General features: G+C 43.1%; 22 protein-coding genes. 9 read left to right on the plus strand and 13 right to left on the minus strand.

The features are described from left to right. The first annotated feature begins 226 nt into the window (after nucleotides 1-226). Nucleotides 227-799 carry a malate synthase gene (locus SJY39_RS16735; RefSeq protein ID WP_010431291.1) on the plus strand — a complete coding sequence of 191 codons (573 nt, stop codon included), beginning with the start codon at nucleotides 227-229 and terminating at the stop codon, nucleotides 797-799. A 483-nt stretch (nucleotides 800-1,282) separates the two neighbouring features. Then, nucleotides 1,283-2,890 carry a BCCT family transporter gene (locus tag SJY39_RS16740; protein WP_010431283.1) on the plus strand — a complete coding sequence of 536 codons (1,608 nt, stop codon included), beginning with the start codon at nucleotides 1,283-1,285 and terminating at the stop codon, nucleotides 2,888-2,890. Nucleotides 2,891-3,139: 249 nt separating this feature from the next. Here the strand turns inward: SJY39_RS16740 and SJY39_RS16745 are convergent, their stop codons facing one another. After that, on the minus strand, nucleotides 3,140-4,066 hold the full coding sequence (locus SJY39_RS16745) for a M14 family metallocarboxypeptidase (RefSeq protein ID WP_010431280.1): 927 nt from the start codon (nucleotides 4,064-4,066) through the stop codon (nucleotides 3,140-3,142). A 174-nt stretch (nucleotides 4,067-4,240) separates the two neighbouring features. Between SJY39_RS16745 and SJY39_RS16750 the strand changes: the two genes are divergently transcribed. Further along, entirely contained in the window at nucleotides 4,241-5,146 is a 906-nt protein-coding gene (locus SJY39_RS16750) for a DUF808 domain-containing protein (RefSeq protein ID WP_010431277.1), read from the plus strand. A gap of 153 nt (nucleotides 5,147-5,299) precedes the next feature. Here SJY39_RS16750 and pyrC read toward each other — a convergent pair whose 3' ends face one another. Continuing rightward, complete coding sequence (gene pyrC, locus SJY39_RS16755) at nucleotides 5,300-6,328, minus strand: dihydroorotase (RefSeq protein WP_016790492.1); 1,029 nt, start codon at nucleotides 6,326-6,328, stop codon at nucleotides 5,300-5,302. 190 nt (nucleotides 6,329-6,518) lie between these two features. Then, nucleotides 6,519-6,677, minus strand: a complete 159-nt coding sequence (locus SJY39_RS16760) for a YqaE/Pmp3 family membrane protein (protein ID WP_008215717.1) — start codon at nucleotides 6,675-6,677, stop codon at nucleotides 6,519-6,521. A 217-nt stretch (nucleotides 6,678-6,894) separates the two neighbouring features. Between SJY39_RS16760 and SJY39_RS16765 the strand changes: the two genes are divergently transcribed. Continuing rightward, nucleotides 6,895-8,751, plus strand: coding sequence for a hybrid-cluster NAD(P)-dependent oxidoreductase (locus SJY39_RS16765; protein ID WP_016784271.1), 1,857 nt, complete (start codon nucleotides 6,895-6,897; stop codon nucleotides 8,749-8,751). A 140-nt stretch (nucleotides 8,752-8,891) separates the two neighbouring features. On the opposite strand, the gene nadE is transcribed toward SJY39_RS16765, so the two are convergent. Further along, complete coding sequence (gene nadE / locus SJY39_RS16770; protein ID WP_010431261.1) at nucleotides 8,892-9,722, minus strand: ammonia-dependent NAD(+) synthetase; 831 nt, start codon at nucleotides 9,720-9,722, stop codon at nucleotides 8,892-8,894. A 109-nt stretch (nucleotides 9,723-9,831) separates the two neighbouring features. On the opposite strand from nadE, the gene SJY39_RS16775 reads away from it, so the two are divergent. Together SJY39_RS16775 and SJY39_RS16780 are read left to right on the plus strand one after the other, a co-directional pair. Then, nucleotides 9,832-10,353: a nicotinate-nicotinamide nucleotide adenylyltransferase gene (locus SJY39_RS16775; RefSeq protein WP_010431259.1), complete on the plus strand. Its 522-nt coding sequence runs from the start codon at nucleotides 9,832-9,834 to the stop codon at nucleotides 10,351-10,353. A 22-nt stretch (nucleotides 10,354-10,375) separates the two neighbouring features. After that, nucleotides 10,376-10,867: a hypothetical protein gene (locus SJY39_RS16780; RefSeq protein WP_010431257.1), complete on the plus strand. Its 492-nt coding sequence runs from the start codon at nucleotides 10,376-10,378 to the stop codon at nucleotides 10,865-10,867. 192 nt (nucleotides 10,868-11,059) lie between these two features. On the opposite strand, the gene SJY39_RS16785 is transcribed toward SJY39_RS16780, so the two are convergent. Next, entirely contained in the window at nucleotides 11,060-11,686 is a 627-nt protein-coding gene (locus tag SJY39_RS16785) for a hypothetical protein (protein WP_016767905.1), read from the minus strand. Between the two features lie 175 nt (nucleotides 11,687-11,861). On the opposite strand from SJY39_RS16785, the gene SJY39_RS16790 reads away from it, so the two are divergent. After that, nucleotides 11,862-12,968, plus strand: a complete 1,107-nt coding sequence (locus SJY39_RS16790) for a 1-acyl-sn-glycerol-3-phosphate acyltransferase (protein ID WP_010431252.1) — start codon at nucleotides 11,862-11,864, stop codon at nucleotides 12,966-12,968. Between the two features lie 162 nt (nucleotides 12,969-13,130). On the opposite strand, the gene SJY39_RS16795 is transcribed toward SJY39_RS16790, so the two are convergent. Next, nucleotides 13,131-13,730: a hypothetical protein gene (locus tag SJY39_RS16795; protein WP_010431249.1), complete on the minus strand. Its 600-nt coding sequence runs from the start codon at nucleotides 13,728-13,730 to the stop codon at nucleotides 13,131-13,133. Between the two features lie 104 nt (nucleotides 13,731-13,834). On the opposite strand from SJY39_RS16795, the gene SJY39_RS16800 reads away from it, so the two are divergent. Further along, nucleotides 13,835-14,137 (plus strand): DUF1496 domain-containing protein, encoded by a 303-nt coding sequence (locus tag SJY39_RS16800; RefSeq protein WP_016784268.1) that lies wholly within the window; start codon nucleotides 13,835-13,837, stop codon nucleotides 14,135-14,137. A 37-nt stretch (nucleotides 14,138-14,174) separates the two neighbouring features. On the opposite strand, the gene SJY39_RS16805 is transcribed toward SJY39_RS16800, so the two are convergent. Then, entirely contained in the window at nucleotides 14,175-14,474 is a 300-nt protein-coding gene (locus tag SJY39_RS16805) for a YfcZ/YiiS family protein (protein WP_016768808.1), read from the minus strand. A 531-nt stretch (nucleotides 14,475-15,005) separates the two neighbouring features. On the opposite strand from SJY39_RS16805, the gene SJY39_RS16810 reads away from it, so the two are divergent. Next, nucleotides 15,006-15,467 (plus strand): TetR/AcrR family transcriptional regulator, encoded by a 462-nt coding sequence (locus SJY39_RS16810; RefSeq protein WP_010431239.1) that lies wholly within the window; start codon nucleotides 15,006-15,008, stop codon nucleotides 15,465-15,467. Nucleotides 15,468-15,859: 392 nt separating this feature from the next. On the opposite strand, the gene SJY39_RS16815 is transcribed toward SJY39_RS16810, so the two are convergent. From SJY39_RS16815 to SJY39_RS16840, 6 genes are all read right to left on the minus strand, one after another. Next, complete coding sequence (locus SJY39_RS16815; RefSeq protein WP_016768807.1) at nucleotides 15,860-16,642, minus strand: heme ABC transporter ATP-binding protein; 783 nt, start codon at nucleotides 16,640-16,642, stop codon at nucleotides 15,860-15,862. Further along, complete coding sequence (locus tag SJY39_RS16820) at nucleotides 16,642-17,679, minus strand: iron ABC transporter permease (protein WP_016768806.1); 1,038 nt, start codon at nucleotides 17,677-17,679, stop codon at nucleotides 16,642-16,644. The genes SJY39_RS16815 and SJY39_RS16820 overlap by 1 nt, the downstream gene beginning before the upstream one ends. A gap of 125 nt (nucleotides 17,680-17,804) precedes the next feature. After that, nucleotides 17,805-18,695, minus strand: a complete 891-nt coding sequence (locus SJY39_RS16825) for a hemin ABC transporter substrate-binding protein (protein WP_016768805.1) — start codon at nucleotides 18,693-18,695, stop codon at nucleotides 17,805-17,807. 149 nt (nucleotides 18,696-18,844) lie between these two features. Continuing rightward, on the minus strand, nucleotides 18,845-19,258 hold the full coding sequence (locus SJY39_RS16830; RefSeq protein WP_016768804.1) for a biopolymer transporter ExbD: 414 nt from the start codon (nucleotides 19,256-19,258) through the stop codon (nucleotides 18,845-18,847). After that, the gene (locus tag SJY39_RS16835) at nucleotides 19,255-19,956 is read right to left on the minus strand and encodes a MotA/TolQ/ExbB proton channel family protein (protein ID WP_016768803.1); all 702 of its coding nucleotides are present in this window, start codon (nucleotides 19,954-19,956) and stop codon (nucleotides 19,255-19,257) included. Before SJY39_RS16835 ends, SJY39_RS16830 begins: the two co-directional genes overlap by 4 nt. Nucleotides 19,957-19,958: 2 nt before the next feature. Continuing rightward, a complete protein-coding gene (locus SJY39_RS16840) occupies nucleotides 19,959-20,774 on the minus strand; it encodes an energy transducer TonB (protein WP_016768802.1) in 816 nt (271 codons plus the stop codon). Nucleotides 20,775-20,877: the final 103 nt, after the last annotated feature.

Below are 20,877 nucleotides of genomic sequence, written 5' to 3' on the forward strand. Positions count from 1 at the left end.
TACTGAGCCCTCAACCCCATCAGTTAAAGGCTGAGGACTCGAAATACCGGTTTGTGTAAAAAAGCAATTTAGTAAAATTCACACTGTGAAATTTTTGTTGTGAAATTGTTTAGAAAATACAAGTAGTATGAAATACATGGAAGCAACACAGTAAAGAACAATTTTGAAAAGGGTCAATCAGGATTTTTGACCTACATGAAATTCAAAGCCGTAAGAGGGAAAAACTATGAATATGCTGACACTAGACAAAACAGAACTTCACAGAAACCATTCAACATTTATTGCTGAAGCTGTCTTTGCCGTTGAAATGGTGAAAGCAGACAAGCAACTCGAAAAGCAGAGAATGGCGAAACAGTTGCTTGATACTCTATTTCCTCTTGAGGCGGGTTCACACGAAGACGTGGTGAGCTACGAGATTGATTATCGACATGTTCAGGTTTACTTCAAAAACGGTGAACACACAGGCCTGAAACGCGCTAAACACTTTGTGGCTTACACAGGTGATAAATCTAAGCCTTCAGCAATATTATTCCGTGACGAAAGCGGTACACACGTTGAAGTGACAATCGGTGCTCGTAAAGGTACTGGCCACTTGGAATTGGTTGATATTCAAGATATCCAGCTAGAAACATGTACTACATTTGGCCAAACAGAGGTTAGCCGCTCTTCAGGAATCCGTCACTGGGTGAGTCTGGTGAAAGGCGATGAAAGCGGTCGCTCGAACGCATCGAGCGAAGACAAAGAGTTCACGGCGAAGAATGGCGAAGACTATAACTTAGGTTTTTGCTACGCGCTCTAATACTCTGTAGCGATTTCGTATCTGAGCGCTGCGATACGTGGCGCTAAAATTTCATTATTGATTTCTCTTTTACCTTTGGTAATTTCCCCGCCCCTATAGCGGGGCTTTTTTGTTAGAGCTATAAATAAATTGGGCTGTTGTTAATACTATCTGTCGAAAGTTTAGTTTAGATTTTACGGTGTGCAACTTTGATTTAAGATGCTGTCTTTAAAGGTTTTTATTTCTTTATTTTATTCTGATTTTATTGGCGTAACTGTCACTATCAACGGTGGTTCGGGTAACTTTTAAGCTGAAACTCCGTCAAAATGCTTCGTGCTGTGCTATAATGCGCGCCTTGGGATTGAGCAAGTAAGTCCAATCATCATCTATTTCGGTGATTTTTATCACGTTTTATTTACGTGGCTCGGCAAGTCAATCAAGTAGTAATTGGATATGGAGAGCGTCCTTATATTCGTTGATTCGGATATGCGAACATCATAATTTATGAGTTTTAAATCAAAAAAATACAGTATCGATTCTACTGACTATCAAGTTGGTCAAGATAACGTCAGTAAATGGGGCATGGATGTCCACAACACAGTTTTTCTAGCCTCAGTTGGCTTATCTCTTCTCTTTATCATCACTCTTCTTGCTCTTCCTCCAGCAGATGCTAAAGCTGCTATTGATTCTATTAAGGGTGCTGTTCTATCAAAGTTTGACTTCCTGTTTATGTGGGGAGCTAATATCATGCTAGCATTTGCTGTTGTTCTTGCTTTCTCACCATTGGGTAAAGTTCGTTTAGGTGGCGAAGATGCGACAGCAGACTATTCAATGTCATCTTGGATTGCGATGTTATTCGCAGCAGGCATGGGTATCGGGCTTATTTTCTGGGGTGTGGCAGAGCCAACCGCGTTCTTCACTAACTGGTTCGGAACCCCACTTAATGCAGAACCTTTTACAGAAGCAGGCCGTGAACTCGCACTAGGTGCAACCGTATTCCACTGGGGCTTTCATGCATGGGCTATCTATGGCATGACGGCGCTCTGTCTTGCGTACTTTGTTTATAACAAAGGTTTGCCGCTTTCAATGCGCTCAGTGTTTTATCCAATTCTGGGTGAACGTGTTTGGGGTAAAACCGGTGATGTTATCGACGTACTAACCGTACTGGTTACTTTGTTTGGTCTAGCAACTTCATTAGGCTTAGGCGGTACACAAGCGGCAAGTGGTATTAGCCATGTGTTCGGTTTGGAAAATAACATTTTTCTTCAGCAAGCTATCATTGTTCTAATCATGGGTTTGGCGATCATTTCTGTTCTACGTGGTATGGACGGTGGTGTTAAGTTCCTAAGTAACTTGAACATGGTTATCGCGTTCGTATTCCTTGGTCTTATCGCAGTATTGAACTTCACGACTGTACTTGATTCCGTGGCAACAGCGGTGACGGGCTATGTGAAAAATATCGTAGCTTTAAGCCAAAGTTCTGGTCGTGAAGACACAACATGGCTGCATGGTTGGACTGTGTTCTACTGGGCATGGTGGGTTGCGTATGCACCTTTCTTCGGCATGTTTGTAGCGCGTATTTCTAAAGGTCGCACGGTTCGTGAATTCCTACTTTGCGTACTGATTATCCCAACATTAGTAACTTCAGCTTGGATGTCTATCTTCGGTGGTGTGGCTATCGAACAAGTAATTAATCAGGTAGGGCAACTTGGCCTTGACCAAGGCATCACAGACGTTTCTCTAAGTTTGTTCTACATGCTAGATGCATACCCGTTTGGCAACATTCTATCTGTTATCGCAGTCGCGTTGATCATCGTGTTCTTCGTTACCACGTTGGACTCAGGTTCTATCGTTATCGATGGCATGACGGCAGGTGGTAAGCTTGAAGTGCCAGTGAAACAGAAAGTGGTTTGGGCGGTTATCTCAGGCGCGATCGCAATGGTGATGCTATGGATTGGTGGCACTCAATCTATCCAAGCACTTCAATCGATCACTATCATCGCAGCATTGCCGTTTACGATCATTCTTCTGATTGGCTGTGTCAGCTTGTTGAAAGGTCTACTGACTGAAGTAGATAAAGGACAAGCAAGCGTTAGCGAAACAGCGAAATAAAATAGCTAAGACTCTGAGTAAGTAATTAGGTAAATAACTACTTATTCCGGATGAAGCGTTATTTAAAAGCTCTCTTGTACTGTGCAAGGGAGCTTTTTTATGTCTAAGAAGAAATCAAAGATAAGCAGAAAAGACATAATAAAAGAGCCACAAGTGAATCGTCACTTATGGCTCTTTTTTAGTTTTAGAGATTCGCTTTAGGTAGGGAACTCGCTATTAAGTGCTTGGTGCGAGGTCTTAAGTAGTCGCTTAAGCGTTTAATTCGTGTTGGATTACGTAATCCAAAGCACCGGTTACCGCAGCCACTTGAGCGTCATTGCACTCTTCGTCTGTCACTTTGTCGCTGTCTGGGTAAACTTCTGTGGTTGTGCCGTATTTGCAATCAGTAACGCTGCCACATAAGCCAAGCTTCTTCATTGGGTAGTTGATCACACCGTGCTGAGTGACGTCTGAACCAATGATCTTGCCATCTGCATCTGCTGGAGCAATATGCGTTACTTTTTCTACTGAAGCAATAACCGCTGCTTGGAATTCTGGTTGTGGGTTATCAGTATCGCCAACAGTATAGAAACCGTCTGGGATCATGCCTTCAATGTATTCAAGGCCGTCACGCGCTGCGAGTGCTGGTCGGAATTCAGTTTCATCAGAATCTGTCGTCTCATGCAGGTCAACGTGAACCAGTACTTTTGGCAAAGAAGCCACTAACGCACGTAGGTTTGCTGATTCTTCTGCTGGCGTACCGTCGTAGAAAGAGCGGTTTGGATCGACCGCATTTTGGTTCCAACGGTTGATCACTTCGTAGCCCCAAGGGCTCACACAGGGAGCAACAACAATGTTGAAGTGTGCTGAGTATTGTTCTGCTTGAGTTGCCGCGAACTTAATCGCACCGTGTACACCACTGGTTTCGTAACCGTGTACACCACCTGTTACTAGAACCGTGGGTTTTGATGCATCCCAGTTTTTGCTTTTGATAGCGAAAAGCGGGAAGCGAGCTTCATCGTAGCTCAATGCACCGTATTGTTCGATGTCGAGGCGGTCTGCAAGCGCTTTAATCTTTGGTACAACTTCTTGTTGGTATTCACGCTTAACCGTTCTTTGAGTGAACCACGCTTCACGTTCTGCTTGTTGCCACTTTTGTCCTGGCTGACCGATTGGGTAGAAGTATTCACTTTTCATCTATACTTTTTCTTTTATGTTCATGAAAGATGAAGACAGACTAGTCCTGTCTAACTGCGACAGCAATAGAAAACACAGTTTGTGACTTTATTTATTACAGACTCATAACTTTGATGAGTGGATTGATAGTGTTACATTCCATTTGTTGTTCAATCCTTTGAAAGAGAATAAAAAATGGCTGGAGCAAGTTTACTCACATTGCTAGATGACATAGCAACAGTGCTAGACGATGTCGCGCTAATGTCTAAAGTTGCGGCGAAAAAAACCGCAGGTGTATTAGGTGATGATTTAGCTCTGAATGCCCAACAGGTATCAGGTGTTGCTGCTGAAAGAGAGATCCCAGTGGTATGGGCGGTTGCAAAAGGCTCATTTAAAAACAAGCTGATCTTAGTGCCTGCAGCATTATTGATCAGCGCGTTTATTCCTTGGCTGATCATGCCATTACTCTTGATTGGTGGCTTGTTTCTTTGTTTTGAAGGGGCAGAAAAAGTATTAGAGAAGATCTTCCCTCATGCTCATCCACATGAAGAAAAAAGTGTAGAAAATGACACTAATGAATCCTTAGAAGAGTATGAGAAGAGAAAGGTAGCGGGTGCGATTCGGACCGACTTCATCTTGTCTGCAGAGATCATAGTGATTGCGCTGGGTACTGTAACGGGGACAAGTATTGTGACTCAAATTCTTGTTGTGAGTTTAATTGCAGTTGTGATGACGATGGGTGTTTATGGCTTGGTTGCAGGAATCGTGAAGCTAGACGATTTAGGTTTTTATCTCCAGCGTACATCGAGTGGTAATGCCATTAAAACCAAGTTGGGGAATGGGCTAGTTGCATTTGCCCCAAAACTAATGAAGTTACTTGCTGTTGTTGGTACGGCTGCGATGTTCTTAGTTGGTGGCGGTATTGTGGTACACAGCGTGCCAGTTATCCACCATTTAATCGAACCGATCATTATGGATTTTAGTGGTCATACGATTGCGACAGCGATTATTCCAACTCTGTTGAATGCCGTGATTGGTGTTCTTGCTGGATTGTTTGTCGTAATCGTTTGGGGTGCAATAGAGAAAGTTCGTGGTAAATAAGTGATAAATTGTGTTCGGTGAAAGGATGCCTGTCATCAGAACAAAAAGGGGCACCATAATCATTATGGTGCCCCTTTTAATCTAATGGGTCGTGTTTAATTAACACCACGCTCTTATTTTTCAATATAAGCGCTTATTTTTACGACCAAGTGTTTACTTTACAGACCAAGCAATCGTCTCGCCTCCACGGATTGGCACTACGATGTCTGAACCGAAAGGCATGGTTTCAGCAACGTTCCACTCTTCTTTAACAAGAGTGATGGTGTCTGTGTTACGCGGCATACCGTAGAAGTCAGGGCCGTTGTGGCTTGCAAACGCTTCTAGGTTCTCAATTTTACCTTCTAAGTCGAACACTTCTGCGTACAGTTCAACGGCAGCGTGCGCTGTGTAAGAACCTGCACAGCCACATGCTGACTCTTTTGCGCCTTTTGCGTGTGGTGCAGAGTCTGTACCCAAGAAGAACTTCTTGCTACCACTTGTTGCAGCCTCGATTAGCGCTAATTGGTGAGTGTTGCGCTTTAGGATAGGTAGGCAGTAGAAATGTGGCTTAATGCCACCAACCAACATGTGGTTGCGGTTGTAAAGTAAGTGGTGAGCTGTAATTGTTGCGGCTACGTTGTCGTTTGCGTTTTTCACGAAGTTTGCAGCATCAGCGGTTGTGATGTGCTCTAGAACAATCTTCAAGTTAGGGAAGTCGTTTACAATTGGAGCGAGTACTGTGTCTAGGAACTGCTTCTCACGGTCGAAGATATCAACATCGTGAGTGGTTACTTCGCCGTGAACCAGAAGCAACATATCCACTTCTTGCATTGCTTCTAACACGTGGTAAATCTTTTGAGCCGAAGTTACGCCTGAATCCGAGTTTGTCGTCGCGCCTGCTGGGTAAAGCTTCGCTGCAACAACTGCACCAGACTCTTTCGCTTTGCGAATTTCATCAGGAGTCGTGTTATCTGTTAGGTAAAGTGCCATTAAAGGCTGGAACTGTTCACTTGGCTGCTCTGCCATGATGCGTTCACGGTAAGCTAAAGCCATTTCGGTATCGGTTACCGGTGGGATGGTGTTTGGCATGATTAACGCTCGACCATTGTAGCGGCTGATATCGCGCACTGTATCTTTTAATACGTCGCCATCGCGTAGATGAACGTGCCAGTCGTCAGGACGAGTAATCGTAAGTTGTGTCATTGAAGGCTCCCACCAATTGAAGTGTTATGTAGTTGGAGCCTAAACTCGGCGAAATCTGTGAAAGCAATCGCTTACGTTTAGGCGACAGGATGATAGTGGAAAAGCACTTTCATTTCATCCTATTTTTAACTCTTCAGGGTTAGGAGCCTGTTTTTATAGGTATTTATTCTGTATTAGATTAGTCGAAGGGCTAGCGAGTAGCGACCCATAGCCCGTGAATCATTCCTGGCACCCAGAAAAAGAAAGTGAGGACGATGTTAATCAGTAAATCTTTACCTGCGCCGCGAGCGAAGAACACCCCAACAGGCGGGAGCAGGACACATAAGATGATAATGACGAGTTTGTTCATGATAAATCCTTTTTATTCAATGAAAGTTTAATGCGATACCGTGTTCAAATTATAGAACGTATGGAGAGTGTTAATACATTGCTGTTTTTATGTATATGGGATACTAGGATAAACATCTCAAGATAATAGCTTGGTATCAAGTGTTTAGTGCTTGTCAGTTTATCTATTTATAACCATTTGTTAGCATTAGGACAAATAACAAAACATTGGAATCGTTATGTCGCAGCTACCGTCAGATCAAAAGGCTTCAGAGCAAGTGCCTTCTCTATCTCAAATCAATGTGTTTCCGGTTAAATCAGTAGGTGGGATTTCACTCTCTTCTGCTTGGGTCGAAAAACAAGGTCTCACCTTCGACAGACGTTTTATGTTAGCGCTAGCTGACGGTTCAATGGTGACGGCCCGTAAGTATCCGAAAATGGTCAAGGTATCTTCAAGTTTGCAGCCTGATGGTTTGATTTTTACTTATGAAGGTAAAGAGCCGCTGCGTTTAAAGTACACAAGCTTTAAGATGCAAGAGGCGCCAGCAACGGTCTGGAAAGACAGTTTCACGGCGTATACGACCAACGACGAAGCTGACGATTGGTTCAGTGAAGTGTTGGGGGTTCGAGTTGAGCTTCTGTTCTCTGGAGATCAATCGAATCGTGTTCGTGAAAAGCTCGGTCACAATGTGAGCTTTGCCGACGGTTACCCAATGTTAGTGATTAGCCAAGCCTCTCTTGATGAACTCAATCGTCGTAGTCCTGAAACTCATTCGATGGATCAGTTCCGCACCAACTTTGTTGTTTCTAATACCGAAGCATTTGCTGAAGACGGCTGGAAGCGTATACGAATTGGTGAGGTTGAATTTGAATCCGTTAAGCCTTGTGAACGGTGCATTCTCACAACGGTTGACGTTGAACGTGGTGAGTTTAGAGAAACAAAAGAGCCGCTTAACACTTTTTCTAAATTTAGAGCCAACGAGCGTGGTGGCGTTTTCTTTGGTCAAAACCTAGTTGCTAAAAATGAAGGTTTAGTCAAAGCAGGTGATGTCGTTGAAGTATTAGAAACTAAAGAGAAAGAGCACTACGAAGATACTTGGATAGAGTCGTTACATTTAACCTGTGTTGAGCGTGAAGAGATTGCACGTGATTTTACAACTTTTTGGTTAGAGCCTGCGAAAGAGAATCACGCATTACCAAGTTATCAACCTGGTCAGCATTTGCCGATTGAAATGGTTATTGATGGCGAGACGGTTTCACGTCGTTACACACTGTCTTCAAGCCCATCACGATTGGGCCGTTTAGCTATATCAGTTAAGCGTGTAGATGATGGTCAAATTTCTAACTGGCTCAATGATCACTTTCACGTAGGCGATACCTTAGTCGCGAAAAATCCAGATGGTGCATTTTATTTAGAAGAAAATCCAACGCACCCGTTACTGCTTTTGTCTGCCGGTAGCGGTGTAACCCCAATGTTGTCGATGCTTCGTTATTTAGCTGATCATGGTCAAATCGATGATGTGGTTTTCTATCACCAATGCAGCAGCGAAGAGGATATTCCTTATCAAGCTGAGATTGATAAGATTGCCAGCGAGCATACCGGTCTGCGTGTGATTTATTCTTTGAGTCAGCCAACCAAAGAATGGGATGGTTTGTCTGGGCGCTTGAGTGTGTCGCATATCGCTAAAATTGAAGAACTGCACAAGCGCCAAGCGTTTGTGTGTGGCCCTGATGGTTTTATGAATAACGCAAAAAAATTGTTAATTCAAATGGGGCTTAACCCTCAGCATTACCATCAAGAAGCATTTGGTGTTGCCCAATCCACTGAAGAAACTGTGAAGCAACTACAGTTGAGTGTAAACGGCTACTTGTTTGAAGGTAATAACCAATCAACGCTTCTAGAACAGGCAGAGTCGGCGGGTGTGCCTATTGCTTCTAGCTGTCGTGCTGGTTTTTGTGGCGCGTGTAAAGTGACACTTGAATCAGGGCAGGTTCACCAACCTGACGTACCAGCACTGCAAGAGCATGAACGTAACATGGGCCAGATACTGGCGTGTTGCAGTGTTCCGCAAACGGATATCGAAGTTGTGGATTAGCGACTCGTTAGACCATAAAAAAGTGCCTCAAGTAGAAAAGGCCTGAAGTTCGTCTAGATGAACTTCCGGCCTTTTTGGTTCTTACTGCGTTGCTAGTTGTATAATCCCACTAGCTTTACGTTATCACTAATTAACTAAAATTAATCGTAGATCGTTGGGATAGGTTGACGCTTGTGCTGTGTTGCTTTGTAGATACTAACTAAGCGATCTGATACATCTTGAGACACTTCTTTGCCTTCAAGGAAATCGTCGATCTGATCGTAAGAAAGGTTCAATGCTGCTTCATCAGCTTTCTGTGGGTCCAGTTCTTCTAGGTCAGCGGTTGGGGTTTTCTTCACCAGCAATTCTGGGGCACCTAATGTTGCAGCCAGTTCACGAACTTGTCGTTTGTTCAAACCGAACAGAGGAGCCAAATCACATGCGCCATCGCCGTGCTTAGTGTAGAAACCAGTGATGTTTTCTGCTGAGTGATCGGTACCAATAACAAGACCACCGACGTAACCTGCGATTTCGTATTGTGCGATCATGCGAGCTCGAGCTTTCACATTGCCTTTTACAAAGTCGATTTTCGCCGAATCTGTTGGTAATAAGCCTGTGCTTTCTAAAGCAACATGAGATGCTGCGTGAAGCCCATCAACGCCCGCCTTAATGTTTACAGAAACGGACTGAGAAGGCTGGATGAAAGACAGAGCAAGCTGTGCTTCATCTTCATCTTTTTGCTCGCCATAAGGTAAGCGAACAGCAATGAATTGATAGTCGTTACTGCCAGAGCTTTCATTCAGGCTATCAATTGCCATTTGTGCTAAACGGCCACAGGTTGTTGAGTCTACACCGCCGCTGATACCAAGGATCAGAGACTTGCAGCCTGACTGTTGTAGTTTCGTTTTAATAAAGTCCACACGACGAGTCACTTCGAAGTGAGGGTCAATTGAAGGTAGTACGCGCATTTCATCACGAATTAACTGTTCCATTCGTATTCCTTTCCTGCAAGCAAATTAAAAATCTAGTGTTATCATACCTAAATCATTCGATTTAAAAACCTCTTTGCACAAGCTTAGAAAGAGAAGGCAGTAATTAATAATGGAAAAAATAGCCATTTTCGGTAGTGCGTTTAATCCACCGAGCTTAGGGCATAAAAGTGTGATTGATTCGTTGGCTCACTTTGACAAGATTCTACTGGTACCAAGCATTGCCCATGCTTGGGGAAAAGAGATGCTAGACTTTGATACGAGATGTCAGCTTGTCGAGGCGTTTATCTCTGATTTATTGCTGGATCAAGTTGAACTGTCATTAGTTGAGAAAGGACTATTTACTCCTGGTGAAAGTGTCACGACCTATGCCGTCCTTAGTCAGCTTCAAAAGCAGCATCCAGAGGCCGAACTGACCTTTGTCATCGGGCCTGATAATTTCTTTAAGTTTTCATCGTTTTATAAATCAGATGAAATAACAGAACGCTGGTCTGTTATGGCTTGCCCCGAAAAAGTAAAGATTCGAAGCACTGATATTCGCCACGCTTTGCAAAATGGGAGCAATGTAGCAAAACTGAGTACAAAGTCAGTTACAAGAATATTGCAAGACAGTGAACTGTATACAATAATATAGATTCACTATTTTAAGAGGTCTGATGACTATGCTGAAGGGCGCGATACCAGCGACGTTAATTATTGCTGCATGCAGTATGCCTGCGTACGCTGATTGTGATTTTTTTAGTTTAGATTCGATCATGCTGACTTCTGGTGATGAAAATAGTTGTCTAAATTTTTCTACTAGCATCGAATCTTTTGGTCAGCGTATGCTAGAAATCAGTGGATTTTCAGGCGGAGACTCAGAGAGTAAACCTGACTATTGGTCCGATTGGGTTATCCAAAGTAAAGATTCCCCTCTGTTAACACAAAGCCTTGAATCAAACTATGTTGGCTTGGGGATGTGGTTCCCTGAAGATCTGGAAGACGAGCAATATGACATGTCTACAGAAGAATGGTTAATGAACCATGGTCTTCAGTTGAGTATCGGTTTTGGTGAGAAAGTAGAAGGGCAACCTCGTATGCGCTTTGATTACCGTTGGCATGACTCACGAGACGCAGACTTGATGATGCAGGTTGAATTGCCATTCTAGACCGAAAGGCCATTAGTCGATGTTGAGATGCGAAGAATTCAAAGTTGAAATGTTAAGAATTAAAAAAGCCGCAAAAACTGAGTTTTTGCGGCTTTTTAGTATCTAGTGTTTTTGGCTTGGTTTAATAGTTAGCTCATAGACTGGTTTACGTCTGAATTTAGTGAGTAAAGAACGGGGACCGGACTCTTTTGTCTAGAGTTCTTCACCGAACACTAGCATACACAGTTGCTCAAACTCCTCTTCCTTACCTGAGAACAAGTCATCAATCACCAACGCACGCTTTTGACCTGATTGCATGCGTTTCTTTGCTTCCCTCATTACCATCACCAAGGTGTGTTCTTGTGGCAGGTTAGAGTCATCAATATTCCATTGATTGAATCGCTGAGACAGGGCGCTTTCGCAAAGTAATGGTTTGAACGCTAACACTTCTTGTTTAAGCACAGAAAGCATATCTTTGAATGCTTGCTCGGTATTATTAGCATTTGAAGCGCGAGCTTTGGTTATCTCTAGTTTTTCTAATAGCGCCGAAGACAGGTTCGTTTGAGTGATGTAACCCGCTTGTCTTGGGAAAGAATCCGTTAAACGCACAGAAAAATCGACACGATTAATTTGGGTATTTGGAAAGTAGGTCAGTGACGTTAAGCAGTCATAGGGAATCCAGATACTTTGACCTGGCTCAACGGCATACTCTTGTTTACCTAGCTTTATCAAAACCAAGCCACTTTGAACCGATACAAGGCTATGTTTAAGTACTTTCTTGCGTGGTGTGATCACCAAGTGTGAAAAGTAAGCCGATGTATATTCAATAGCGAAGTTCATAGATAGTACCTTAATTTTGGGGCGTCAAGATTACCGTTAATCTGTAAGAATGCCAACAATAACAGGGGATTTTCAATGTTTCTGGTCTGACCTTGTCAAAAGTATGGGCTCTGTAGCTGCGAGAAGTCAAAACAACGCGTAGAATGAGCCAGCTTTTTATTATATGAATTAAAAAATGACCTCTCCAAGCGATCCATATGTTGATATTCGTCCTTACGGCGATGATGAAATTCCTGCGGCACTAAACCGTCTTATTAATGATGAAGAATTTATCAGTGCGATTTTGCACTACCGTTTTTCAAACCATGCGTCTTGGTTCAAAACGTTAATGAGTCCAATTCTACGCGTTTACTTAAAAATGAAGTGGAGCAAGCTGACTAGCGTCGAATCCATTCAGATTGAAGTGAAAAAATACTTACGTGACACGCTAGCTAAAACCACCAATGGTGTGACATACACTGGCTTAGAGTCATTGGATACTGATCAAGCTTACCTGTTTGTATCAAACCATCGTGACATTGCTATGGATCCTGCGCTAGTTAATTACGCTTTGCATCAAAAGAACCATCAGACTTGTCGTATTGCTATTGGTGACAACCTATTGAAGAAGCCATGTGCGACTGAATTGATGCGTCTAAACAAGAGCTTCATCGTAAAACGTTCTCTGAAAGGGCCGCGTGAAATGATGAAAGCGTTAAGCCAGCTTTCTTCTTACATTAAGCACTCTTTAGAAACGGGTAACTCTATCTGGATCGCTCAAAAAGAAGGCCGAGCTAAAGATGGTAATGATTTCACTGAGCCAGCAATTCTAAAAATGTTCCACGTAGAAGGACGTAAGCAAAAAATCGCATTCCCTGAATATGTGAAGTCGTTGAAGATCGTGCCTGTTGCTATTTCATACGAAAACGATCCGTGTGACACCGCGAAAGCGATAGAACTTTTTGAGAAAGACGTAAACGGCAGTTATGAAAAGGGTGAATTTGAAGATATCGAAAGTATCATTCAAGGCATTATCGGTAACAAAGGGCGCGTGCACGTTGGTTTTGGTCAGGTTATTGACCAAGACTTTGATACGCCTGAAGCGCTTGCCGAAGAAATCGATCGTCAAATACACGATAACTACAAACTGTTCCCAGTAAACTTATTAGCAGCCGAAAAAGAAGATGACTCAATTACAGATTCGGTTAAAAAAGAGTTTGAAGAAAAGTTATCGAGCTTGCCACAAGGTGCTCGTCAGTACTTGATTGATAGCTATGCGAACCCTGTGAAGAACATTGGTTAGTTCGCGTTCACTTATGGCTAGTTTGCTTATGATGATTAGGCGAACGAGCGCATTAGCTAACTAACAAGTGAATGAATTAAAAAAAGGAGCCTTGGGCTCCTTTTTTGTGTCTGGTTTTGGTCTTTTATTGCCCATAAGAACAAAAAACGAACTTCGTCTAAACTAGCGAGCAACAGCACCGCCGAGTTCTAAATTGGTTGGCCATGTCGTCACGGCGTTACCACCTAGATAGATATTGCCTTTGACCGTCATGGTGTCTGGAAACTCGGTAATGGCAGAGCCGCCAATATACAAATCACCGTCAATGACGATACCGTTTGGAAGTTCCGTCAAAGGAGTTCGAATGACGCTTAAGTCACCTTTTACTCTAAAGCCATTTGGAAGCCTCTGTAGTGGAGTATCTGTGAGATTAATAAATCCACCGACGCGCACACCTCTTGGCCAACTGGTGATTTGGCTGCCAATCAAGTCGGCGTAGCCCTTTATCTTAATGCCTGTAGGAACTCTTGTCAGTTGGCTGTTAGACGCTTTAAGACTGCCGTTCACTTCTAAACCTTTCGGTAAACGGGTAATTGCGGTGTTCTCTATATTTAGATTACCATCAACAATCAGGCCGCTAGGAAGTGATGTGTACGGCTTATTACGTAAATATAAGTTTCCGTAATTATCCAAATGGTTCAATATTTGATACTGATCGAGGGGTTCTGCTGCCACATTTGTTATGGTTAAATAACCAATAATAAGTGCAATTATTCGGATCATAACAAGCTTCTTTATTACGATAAACGATAACACTATAATGAAAAAATTATTCTCGCCTAGTGTTTTACTCATTTATTGGTAGGTAAAAAAGGAATAGAACGACAATGATAGGTAAATTTTGGGTTGGAACAAAGCGTCAAACTTTACAGGCTTTTATGCTTCTAACTTCTATGTGTTGTTCAATATCAGCGAATGCTAATAAAATAATATCAACGCCCGCAAAAGCAGCTGTGGTCGTCACTCAGAGTAGTTCACAGCAACGAGTTTGTTATTACAATGATAAGGCTTATAGCATAGGTGCTGTCGTTGAGGTTTCAGGAGTGGTGATTAAATGTACAGCGGAAAATGATTTTGAAACTAATGGGGCACTTGGTTGGGTTGAAATGATAAAAAAAGACGAGCAGTAAGCTCGCCTTTTTATTTGTATGAATATTGATGCTTATATTAACGCGCTAAAGAGCGAGTTTTAAGTTCAAAAATAATTTTTTCAGCGCTGACTTCAAATTTAAAGCGCGCTTGCAATTCAGTGCTATCTTCTGTCATCTCTGACGCTTCAAACTCAACATTGCTAGACACTTGTTTTGCTAACTCAACGTACTTAGCAAACTCAGCTTCAATAAGGGCTTTAGAGCTACCGTAAACCTTTACTTCAGCAACTTCGTCGCCTTCTTTAATGATAAAGCCGATTTCACCTGCACAACCGCAAGCTTCGCATACATCATTGTTACCGTTATCTTGGCTCATAAATAATCCTCTTACAAAGTCTGAGGTTATTCTAACGAGCAATTTGAACGGTATCTACAAAAATTAAAATCTTTGAACTAATTTATACTGGTATGCTATGTTGTTTGTTTAGAGGTGAAATGAATATCAACATTCGCGACGCAAAATATGTATGTGATCTCCATCATGTTTTGTCGAAGATTAATGTTATTAATTTGTCAGAATATCATTCACTTAGTTGCACCAGGAATGATTTTATAAGACTATCTATCGCTTGATAGGTATTTATACAATGAATTTTTCGTTGGGTATTTCATATTCTAAGTAGTTATTTAAAATTGCAGACTTAGGATCGTAAGGTGATTATTCGAAGAATAATTAGACAAAGCGTCCAGAGAGGCGTCACTGTAGAATTATTCGTACATAGTATTTGTGTGAAATTAGTTATAAATACTTGCGAAAAAATACCTTGCTCACATAATGCTGATAACGATTTGCATTCTGACTTCATTTGATTGAGTTAGATGGATTTACAAAGAGAAGAGCCTGAATATGCCAAAGCGTAGTAAAGAAGATACAGAAATCACTATCCAGAAGATCATGGATGCCGTTGTAGACCAGTTGCTAAGGTTGGGTTACGACAAGATGTCATACACGACGTTGAGTCAGCAAACGGGCGTTTCTCGTACAGGTATAAGCCACCATTTTCCAAAGAAAACTGACTTTACAGCTGCACTAGACGGTCGTATTTTTAAGATGTTCATGGAACACATTGACTTTGAAAATGGTCTTGACGCATTTTCGGCTAGCTGGGTTAGCGCACTTGAAGACGCTGAATTCCTGGCTATCTTACGTCTACTTTTCCATCATATCGTTACAGCTGAAAGCGCGCACGAATTTGCTGCAAACGGTATTGATCGTCTATACAAACTGACGGAAACTCAGTTTGGTGAGACTAGCGGTAAAGAACTAGAGTGGTTGATTGGCAAGTCATTAATTCGTATGAGCCAATAATCAACACGCCATAAAAAAAGCTCCTGAGGGGGCTTTTTTTATGGCTGTAATTTCACTTTTCATTACTCTCCTCTAATGTATTGGTCTTGTTTTCGTCGGTTTACTTCCGTCTTGATAGCGTTTATTTCTTTTCTTTTTATATGCTTACGTTTTCCATGCCTTTACTAATAATGGTCAAATCTCCGTACCACCAACGGCTATGGTTCATATTTAGAGCCTCAAACGCTTAGGATGAGACGTTTGGACTTTATTGCTATGGTTGCTAATAAAGTTGAGTTTGAGACGCGAGAGAGGCTATGAGCCAATAAAAAAGCCTCGAAAAAATCGAGGCTTAGTATGACTTAGTTGTTATTAAGAACGAATACTTGAAATGAGTAGGCCTTAAACCGAGCTTATTGAGCGGGGTGAACTTGAGGAAAACTCATGGTTGGGTGCTTTTCTACGATACTCTTATAGCCATATACATCCTCAATCATCGAAGGTCTAAGTGCCTCCCAAGGACTACCATCGCAAATCAAGTTCCCGTTTTTTAAGACTACCAATCTATCTGAGTATTGTGCGGCTAAGTTAAGATCATGTAGCACGACGATAACAGCAGCATTGTGATTGTCGGCTAACTCTCTCGCGATCTTTAAGGTGTTGTGCTGGTGGGCGAGATCCAGTGCAGACGTAGGCTCATCCAGCATTAATATGCATTGATCACCAGAATAGTGAAGCTGAGTTAACACTCGAGCCAAGTGAACTCGTTGTTTTTCACCGCCAGATAGAGAAGGGTAGAGCCTTTCACTTAAGTGAGTCACATCGGCAACATCCATTTTTTTGCTAGCAATGCTTTTGAGGTTTTTGTGGGATTCTTGCAGAGGGATTCCACCAAGTTCAACAACTTCATGTGCTAGGAAGGGGAAGGTTAACGTACTGTGTTGAGGAAGCATAGCCAGATGCTTTGCAAGCTTATGAGAAGGCCACTTGTCTTTAGTGTGTCCAAAATATTGGATATCACCGTTGCTTGATATTTCTTGGCACAAGGCTTTGAGTAGTGTGCTTTTACCCGCGCCATTTGGCCCAAGCAGTGTGGTTACCTTTCCCGCTTCAACCTCAATAGAAACGCCATCTAATATCACTTTATTGCCGAACTTCACTTCGATATCGGTCGCTTTTAACGCTGAAGGAAACATTAAAGGATTCTCCCTTTCTGTTGAAATAGTAGGTACAGGAAGAACGGTGCGCCGATTATTGCGGTGACAATACCTACAGGTAGCTCTGCTGGAGCAAGTATCACGCGTGAGAACATGTCTGCGGCGGTTAACAGCAATGCACCTAAAACGGCAGATAAGGGAAGTAGAACTCGATGATCCGGGCCCGCTAACATGCGACCTAAATGAGGGATCACAAGCCCGATAAAACCGATCATCCCAGACAAACTAACCGTGATTCCTACGCCTGCGGCGGTCAGTAGAATCAACTTTCGTTTAAGTTTTTGTACTGGGATACCAAGGTGTTGCGCTTCTGACTCACCTAAGAGCAGGGCGTTCAGTGACATCGCTTGGCGGTAGAAAATAATAAACAATCCAACGAGCGTGACAGCAGCAAGTAAAATGCCAGACCACTTAGCACCCGCTAATGAACCCATTGACCATAATGAAAGATCACGCAGCATTTGGTCATCAGCAATGAAATTCAAAAAGCCAATACCTGCGCCAGATAGTGCACTGATCGCTACACCCGCTAACAGCATGATGGTGACTGAAGTGCCAAATTTGCCTGTACCCAGCTTATACACCAATAGCGTAGTTAATGCGCCACCAAGAAAGGCGAAGACAGGGACCGCAGCAAAATTCATAAATGCTGGGTATTGGACGGAAATTTTTGAAAAAAGGACAATAGCTAATGCGGCACCCAATGCAGATCCGGCTGACACGCCAATGATTCCAGGCTCGGCAAGCGGGTTTCGAAATAAGCCCTGCATGACTGCGCCACATAAAGCGAGTATTGCGCCGATTAGCATGCACAATATCGTTCTGGGTAAGCGAATTTCTTGAATCACCAAATTGATGTGAGGTGCTAAGTCATTGTTTAGTTGGAGCAGGCTGGCTGCGCTGTCAGCCAAGCTAATGTTCATTGGCCCAACAGTGATCGAGTACAGCGCGACGAAGACTAAGGCAGTTCCTAGGCCTAACATCGATGTTTTCAGTGGGACGGATCGTAGCAACATAAAGGGCCTCAATGTCTATCACTAGCTTCAATACTGATCACCGACTTCGCAAAAAGCGAGACGGTGATGAGCATTAAGCAAGCAACAGTAGAAATAGGGTAGTCTAGTTATAGCGGGTAGATAAGTTATAACGGATAGATAAGTGCGTTTAATCGCTTCGCTTCAGAAAGGCTTTCAAGGCCAAGCCCTCCAACTAAAGCGCTGCCCTTCACAGTAATAATTTGCTTGTTCATGCCTGCTGGCGTCGCCGCTAGCATAGGTAACGATTTAAGAATGGCATCAGCGCCGCCAATTTTCTGGTAGCTACGTCCGCTCACTAAGATGACATCTGGCTGCATTTCTATCAGAGATTCCATCGACAATGGCTTGTAAGACGTTAGGCTTTGAGCTGCAGGGTTAACACCGCCAGCCAATTCAATGATCGCGTTTGGTGAAGTCTCACCACCGGCAACGTTCGCAGGGCGACCTTCATGCAACAACAGGAAAAGCACCTTCTTCGCTTCGTTGCTTGGTACTTGGTTTGCTTTCAGTGCTGCAACCTTCTGATTGACTTCGGCTTTAACTTTCTGTGAGTGTGCTTCGGTATGGGTAATCTTGGCGATTTGGTCTATTCGCTGTAATAGCCCTTCAACATTCGCTTCGGTATTGACGATCTCTACATCGACGCCCGCAGATTTCAATTGAGATATTGCGTTATCTGGCCCCATTTCATCTGAGCCAACCAGTGTTGTTGGCTGTAATGCTATCAAGCCTTCTGCTGACAGGTTTCGGTGATAACCAATTTTCGGCAGGTTCTCTGCTTGAGGGAAATGGCTTGTTACATCAATCGCCACTAACTGATCTTGAGCACCCAGCGCTAAAACTAATTCGGTAACAGCACTGCCCGCGCTGATGATTCGAGGTTGTTCTGTATCGTTGGCCATTGCTGCTGGCGCGGTCAGAGCCAAGCTCATCGCAGCGATTGATAGTAAATGCTTGTTGGTCTTTAATTTATTGAGCACGTTTAAGTTGTTCATAATAAGTTCTTTATATTTTCTTTTTGTATCGCGAAGATACTCAGTGAGCAGTCCGTTCGCATTGTGAGTTCGAGTCGATAGAGAGGCTTAGCTCTGATTGTTTAGTCTTATCGGTCAGAAGCCAAACCTCGTGAAAATTGAGTCTTGTTTTAGCCATCGTCAGTGAGCAATTGAGTCGCTGGTATTCCGTTTTCTTGAAGAAATGAAAGCAGCTTCACTAAGTTTTCAACGTTGGCGGCTTTATCCGCGCCAATGATGATCGGCTTTTTATCTGTTGAACCTGTCTCTTCTAACAAGGCAATCTTGAAGTTTTCCCAGTCGATGTACTCTTGGCCGTTAATCGCCCAGTAGGGTTCATGGTCTAGAATGTTGACGCTAATCGAGTCTTTGTGGACTTCAGAAACGTTTTTAACGTCAGAACTAGGCAGTTCAACTTCCAGTGACTCCAGCTTTACTGATGCCGTAAGCAATAGAAAAACCATCACGATAAAAATGATGTCGAGCAGCGGTGTTAAGTCCGGCGCTAGGCTCTGTGTGTGAGATGAGTGGGGCGTCTTAATCATGCTTGGCTCACATCACCGATAGAGGCTTTGTTGACTGGCTTACCTTGATTATCATCAGATTGATTGGTTTGAATCGACATACCTTCTAGCCACACATTCACATAGTTCAGGGTATGTTCTAGCTGAGCGAGTACTCGGTCAGCCCAAAGGCCTAATAGCTGTGCGCCTGAAATTGCAGGCAGTGCAATCATCAAACCTGCAGCTGTGGTTCTCATTGCTAAGCCAAGGCCGTCAGCTAGATCATTTGGTGTAATACTTCCGGTGGTAGCAGCTACACCTTTGAACATCTCAATAAGACCAAGCACCGTACCAAGCAAGCCAATTAGTGGACTGATCACGCCGATTAAACCAAGCAACCTTAAACCTGCATGAAGCTGGTGGCGTTTTTCTTGTAGCCAGATGCCTGCTGCATCTTCACGTAGTCCTTTCGAAAAAGAGTGGTGAGCAAGCAACATCGAGACGCCCTTGTACAGCAGCGGTCTTTTCCCTGAAATAGACTGAGCAAGCGCTTCAATCTCTTTGTTGTTGGTTGGTGATATTTGATTGAGCTCGCGACGAATGGCGCGCTTGCCAACACCAATGCTTAACATCACTTGGAAGACTCGTTCAGCGATGATCATTGCGGTTAATGCTGAACATATAAGAAGAGGCCAAGTCATTAAGCCAAGTTGATCTTGTAAGTAACTGATTTGTTGCATGATTAATCCAACCTAAAACGAACAGGTATTTGTACACGGTGAGCAATCGCTCGACCATTGACAGTGTGAGGTGAGAATTTCCATTGTTTAATGGCGTCTAAAGCGGCGTTGTCGAGCATTAGTGCGCCTGATGAATTTACTAATGCTTGTTTAATCTGTTTGCCTTCAGCGTCTAACCAGACCTCATAAGTTGCGACACCTTCAACCCCACGACGTCTCGCTTGGCGTGGGTAATTCGGTGGTGTCGGGCGTGAAGAAAAAGAGGGCTTAGTCACTAATACGGGCTCTTGGTTTGATACGCCTTGGTTTACTTCCTGAGGTTGGTTGGCAGACTCGGCCAGATTTCTATCGATTTTCTTGTCGGCCAGTTTTTCTGGTTGAGGCGTTGGTTTGGACTTTGGTTCTGGGCGTTCTTTCTTAACGACCTTTTTCTGAGTCACTGGTTTCTTTTGAATCGGCTTCTTTTCGACTCTCTTTTCAACAACCTTTTTCTCTACTTTCTTGGGTTGAGGCTTATTGGTGATCGCTTTTTTCTTTGGCGTCGGTTTGGCTTGTTTTGGCTCAACGGCCTTGGGTTCGACAGGTTTAGGTTCAGCTTGTGAGACTGTTTCTTTGATTGGTTCTGGTTCAACCGGCTCTGTGATGGTTTTTTGTTGAGCTTGAGAAGGCGTGCTCTTAGGCGTGAAGTTGATCGATACCGTGTTCGATTGGCTACCTGCAGGCATCGCGAATACTTTGGATTCTTGAGCGACAAACAATAGCGCTGCATGAATCACTAACGATGCACCGCCTGCAATAACATATCTAGGAACGTTCACTTTCAATCCTTTACCAAATCTAAAATCTGTACCGGATTATTGCTCAGAATCTAAATAAGATCAATTATCAATTGCATTATCATTTGCGTCTATTTATGATTCT

This window comes from Vibrio sp. R78045 (assembly GCF_042466085.1).
Classification (GTDB): Bacteria; Pseudomonadota; Gammaproteobacteria; order Enterobacterales; family Vibrionaceae; genus Vibrio; species Vibrio cyclitrophicus.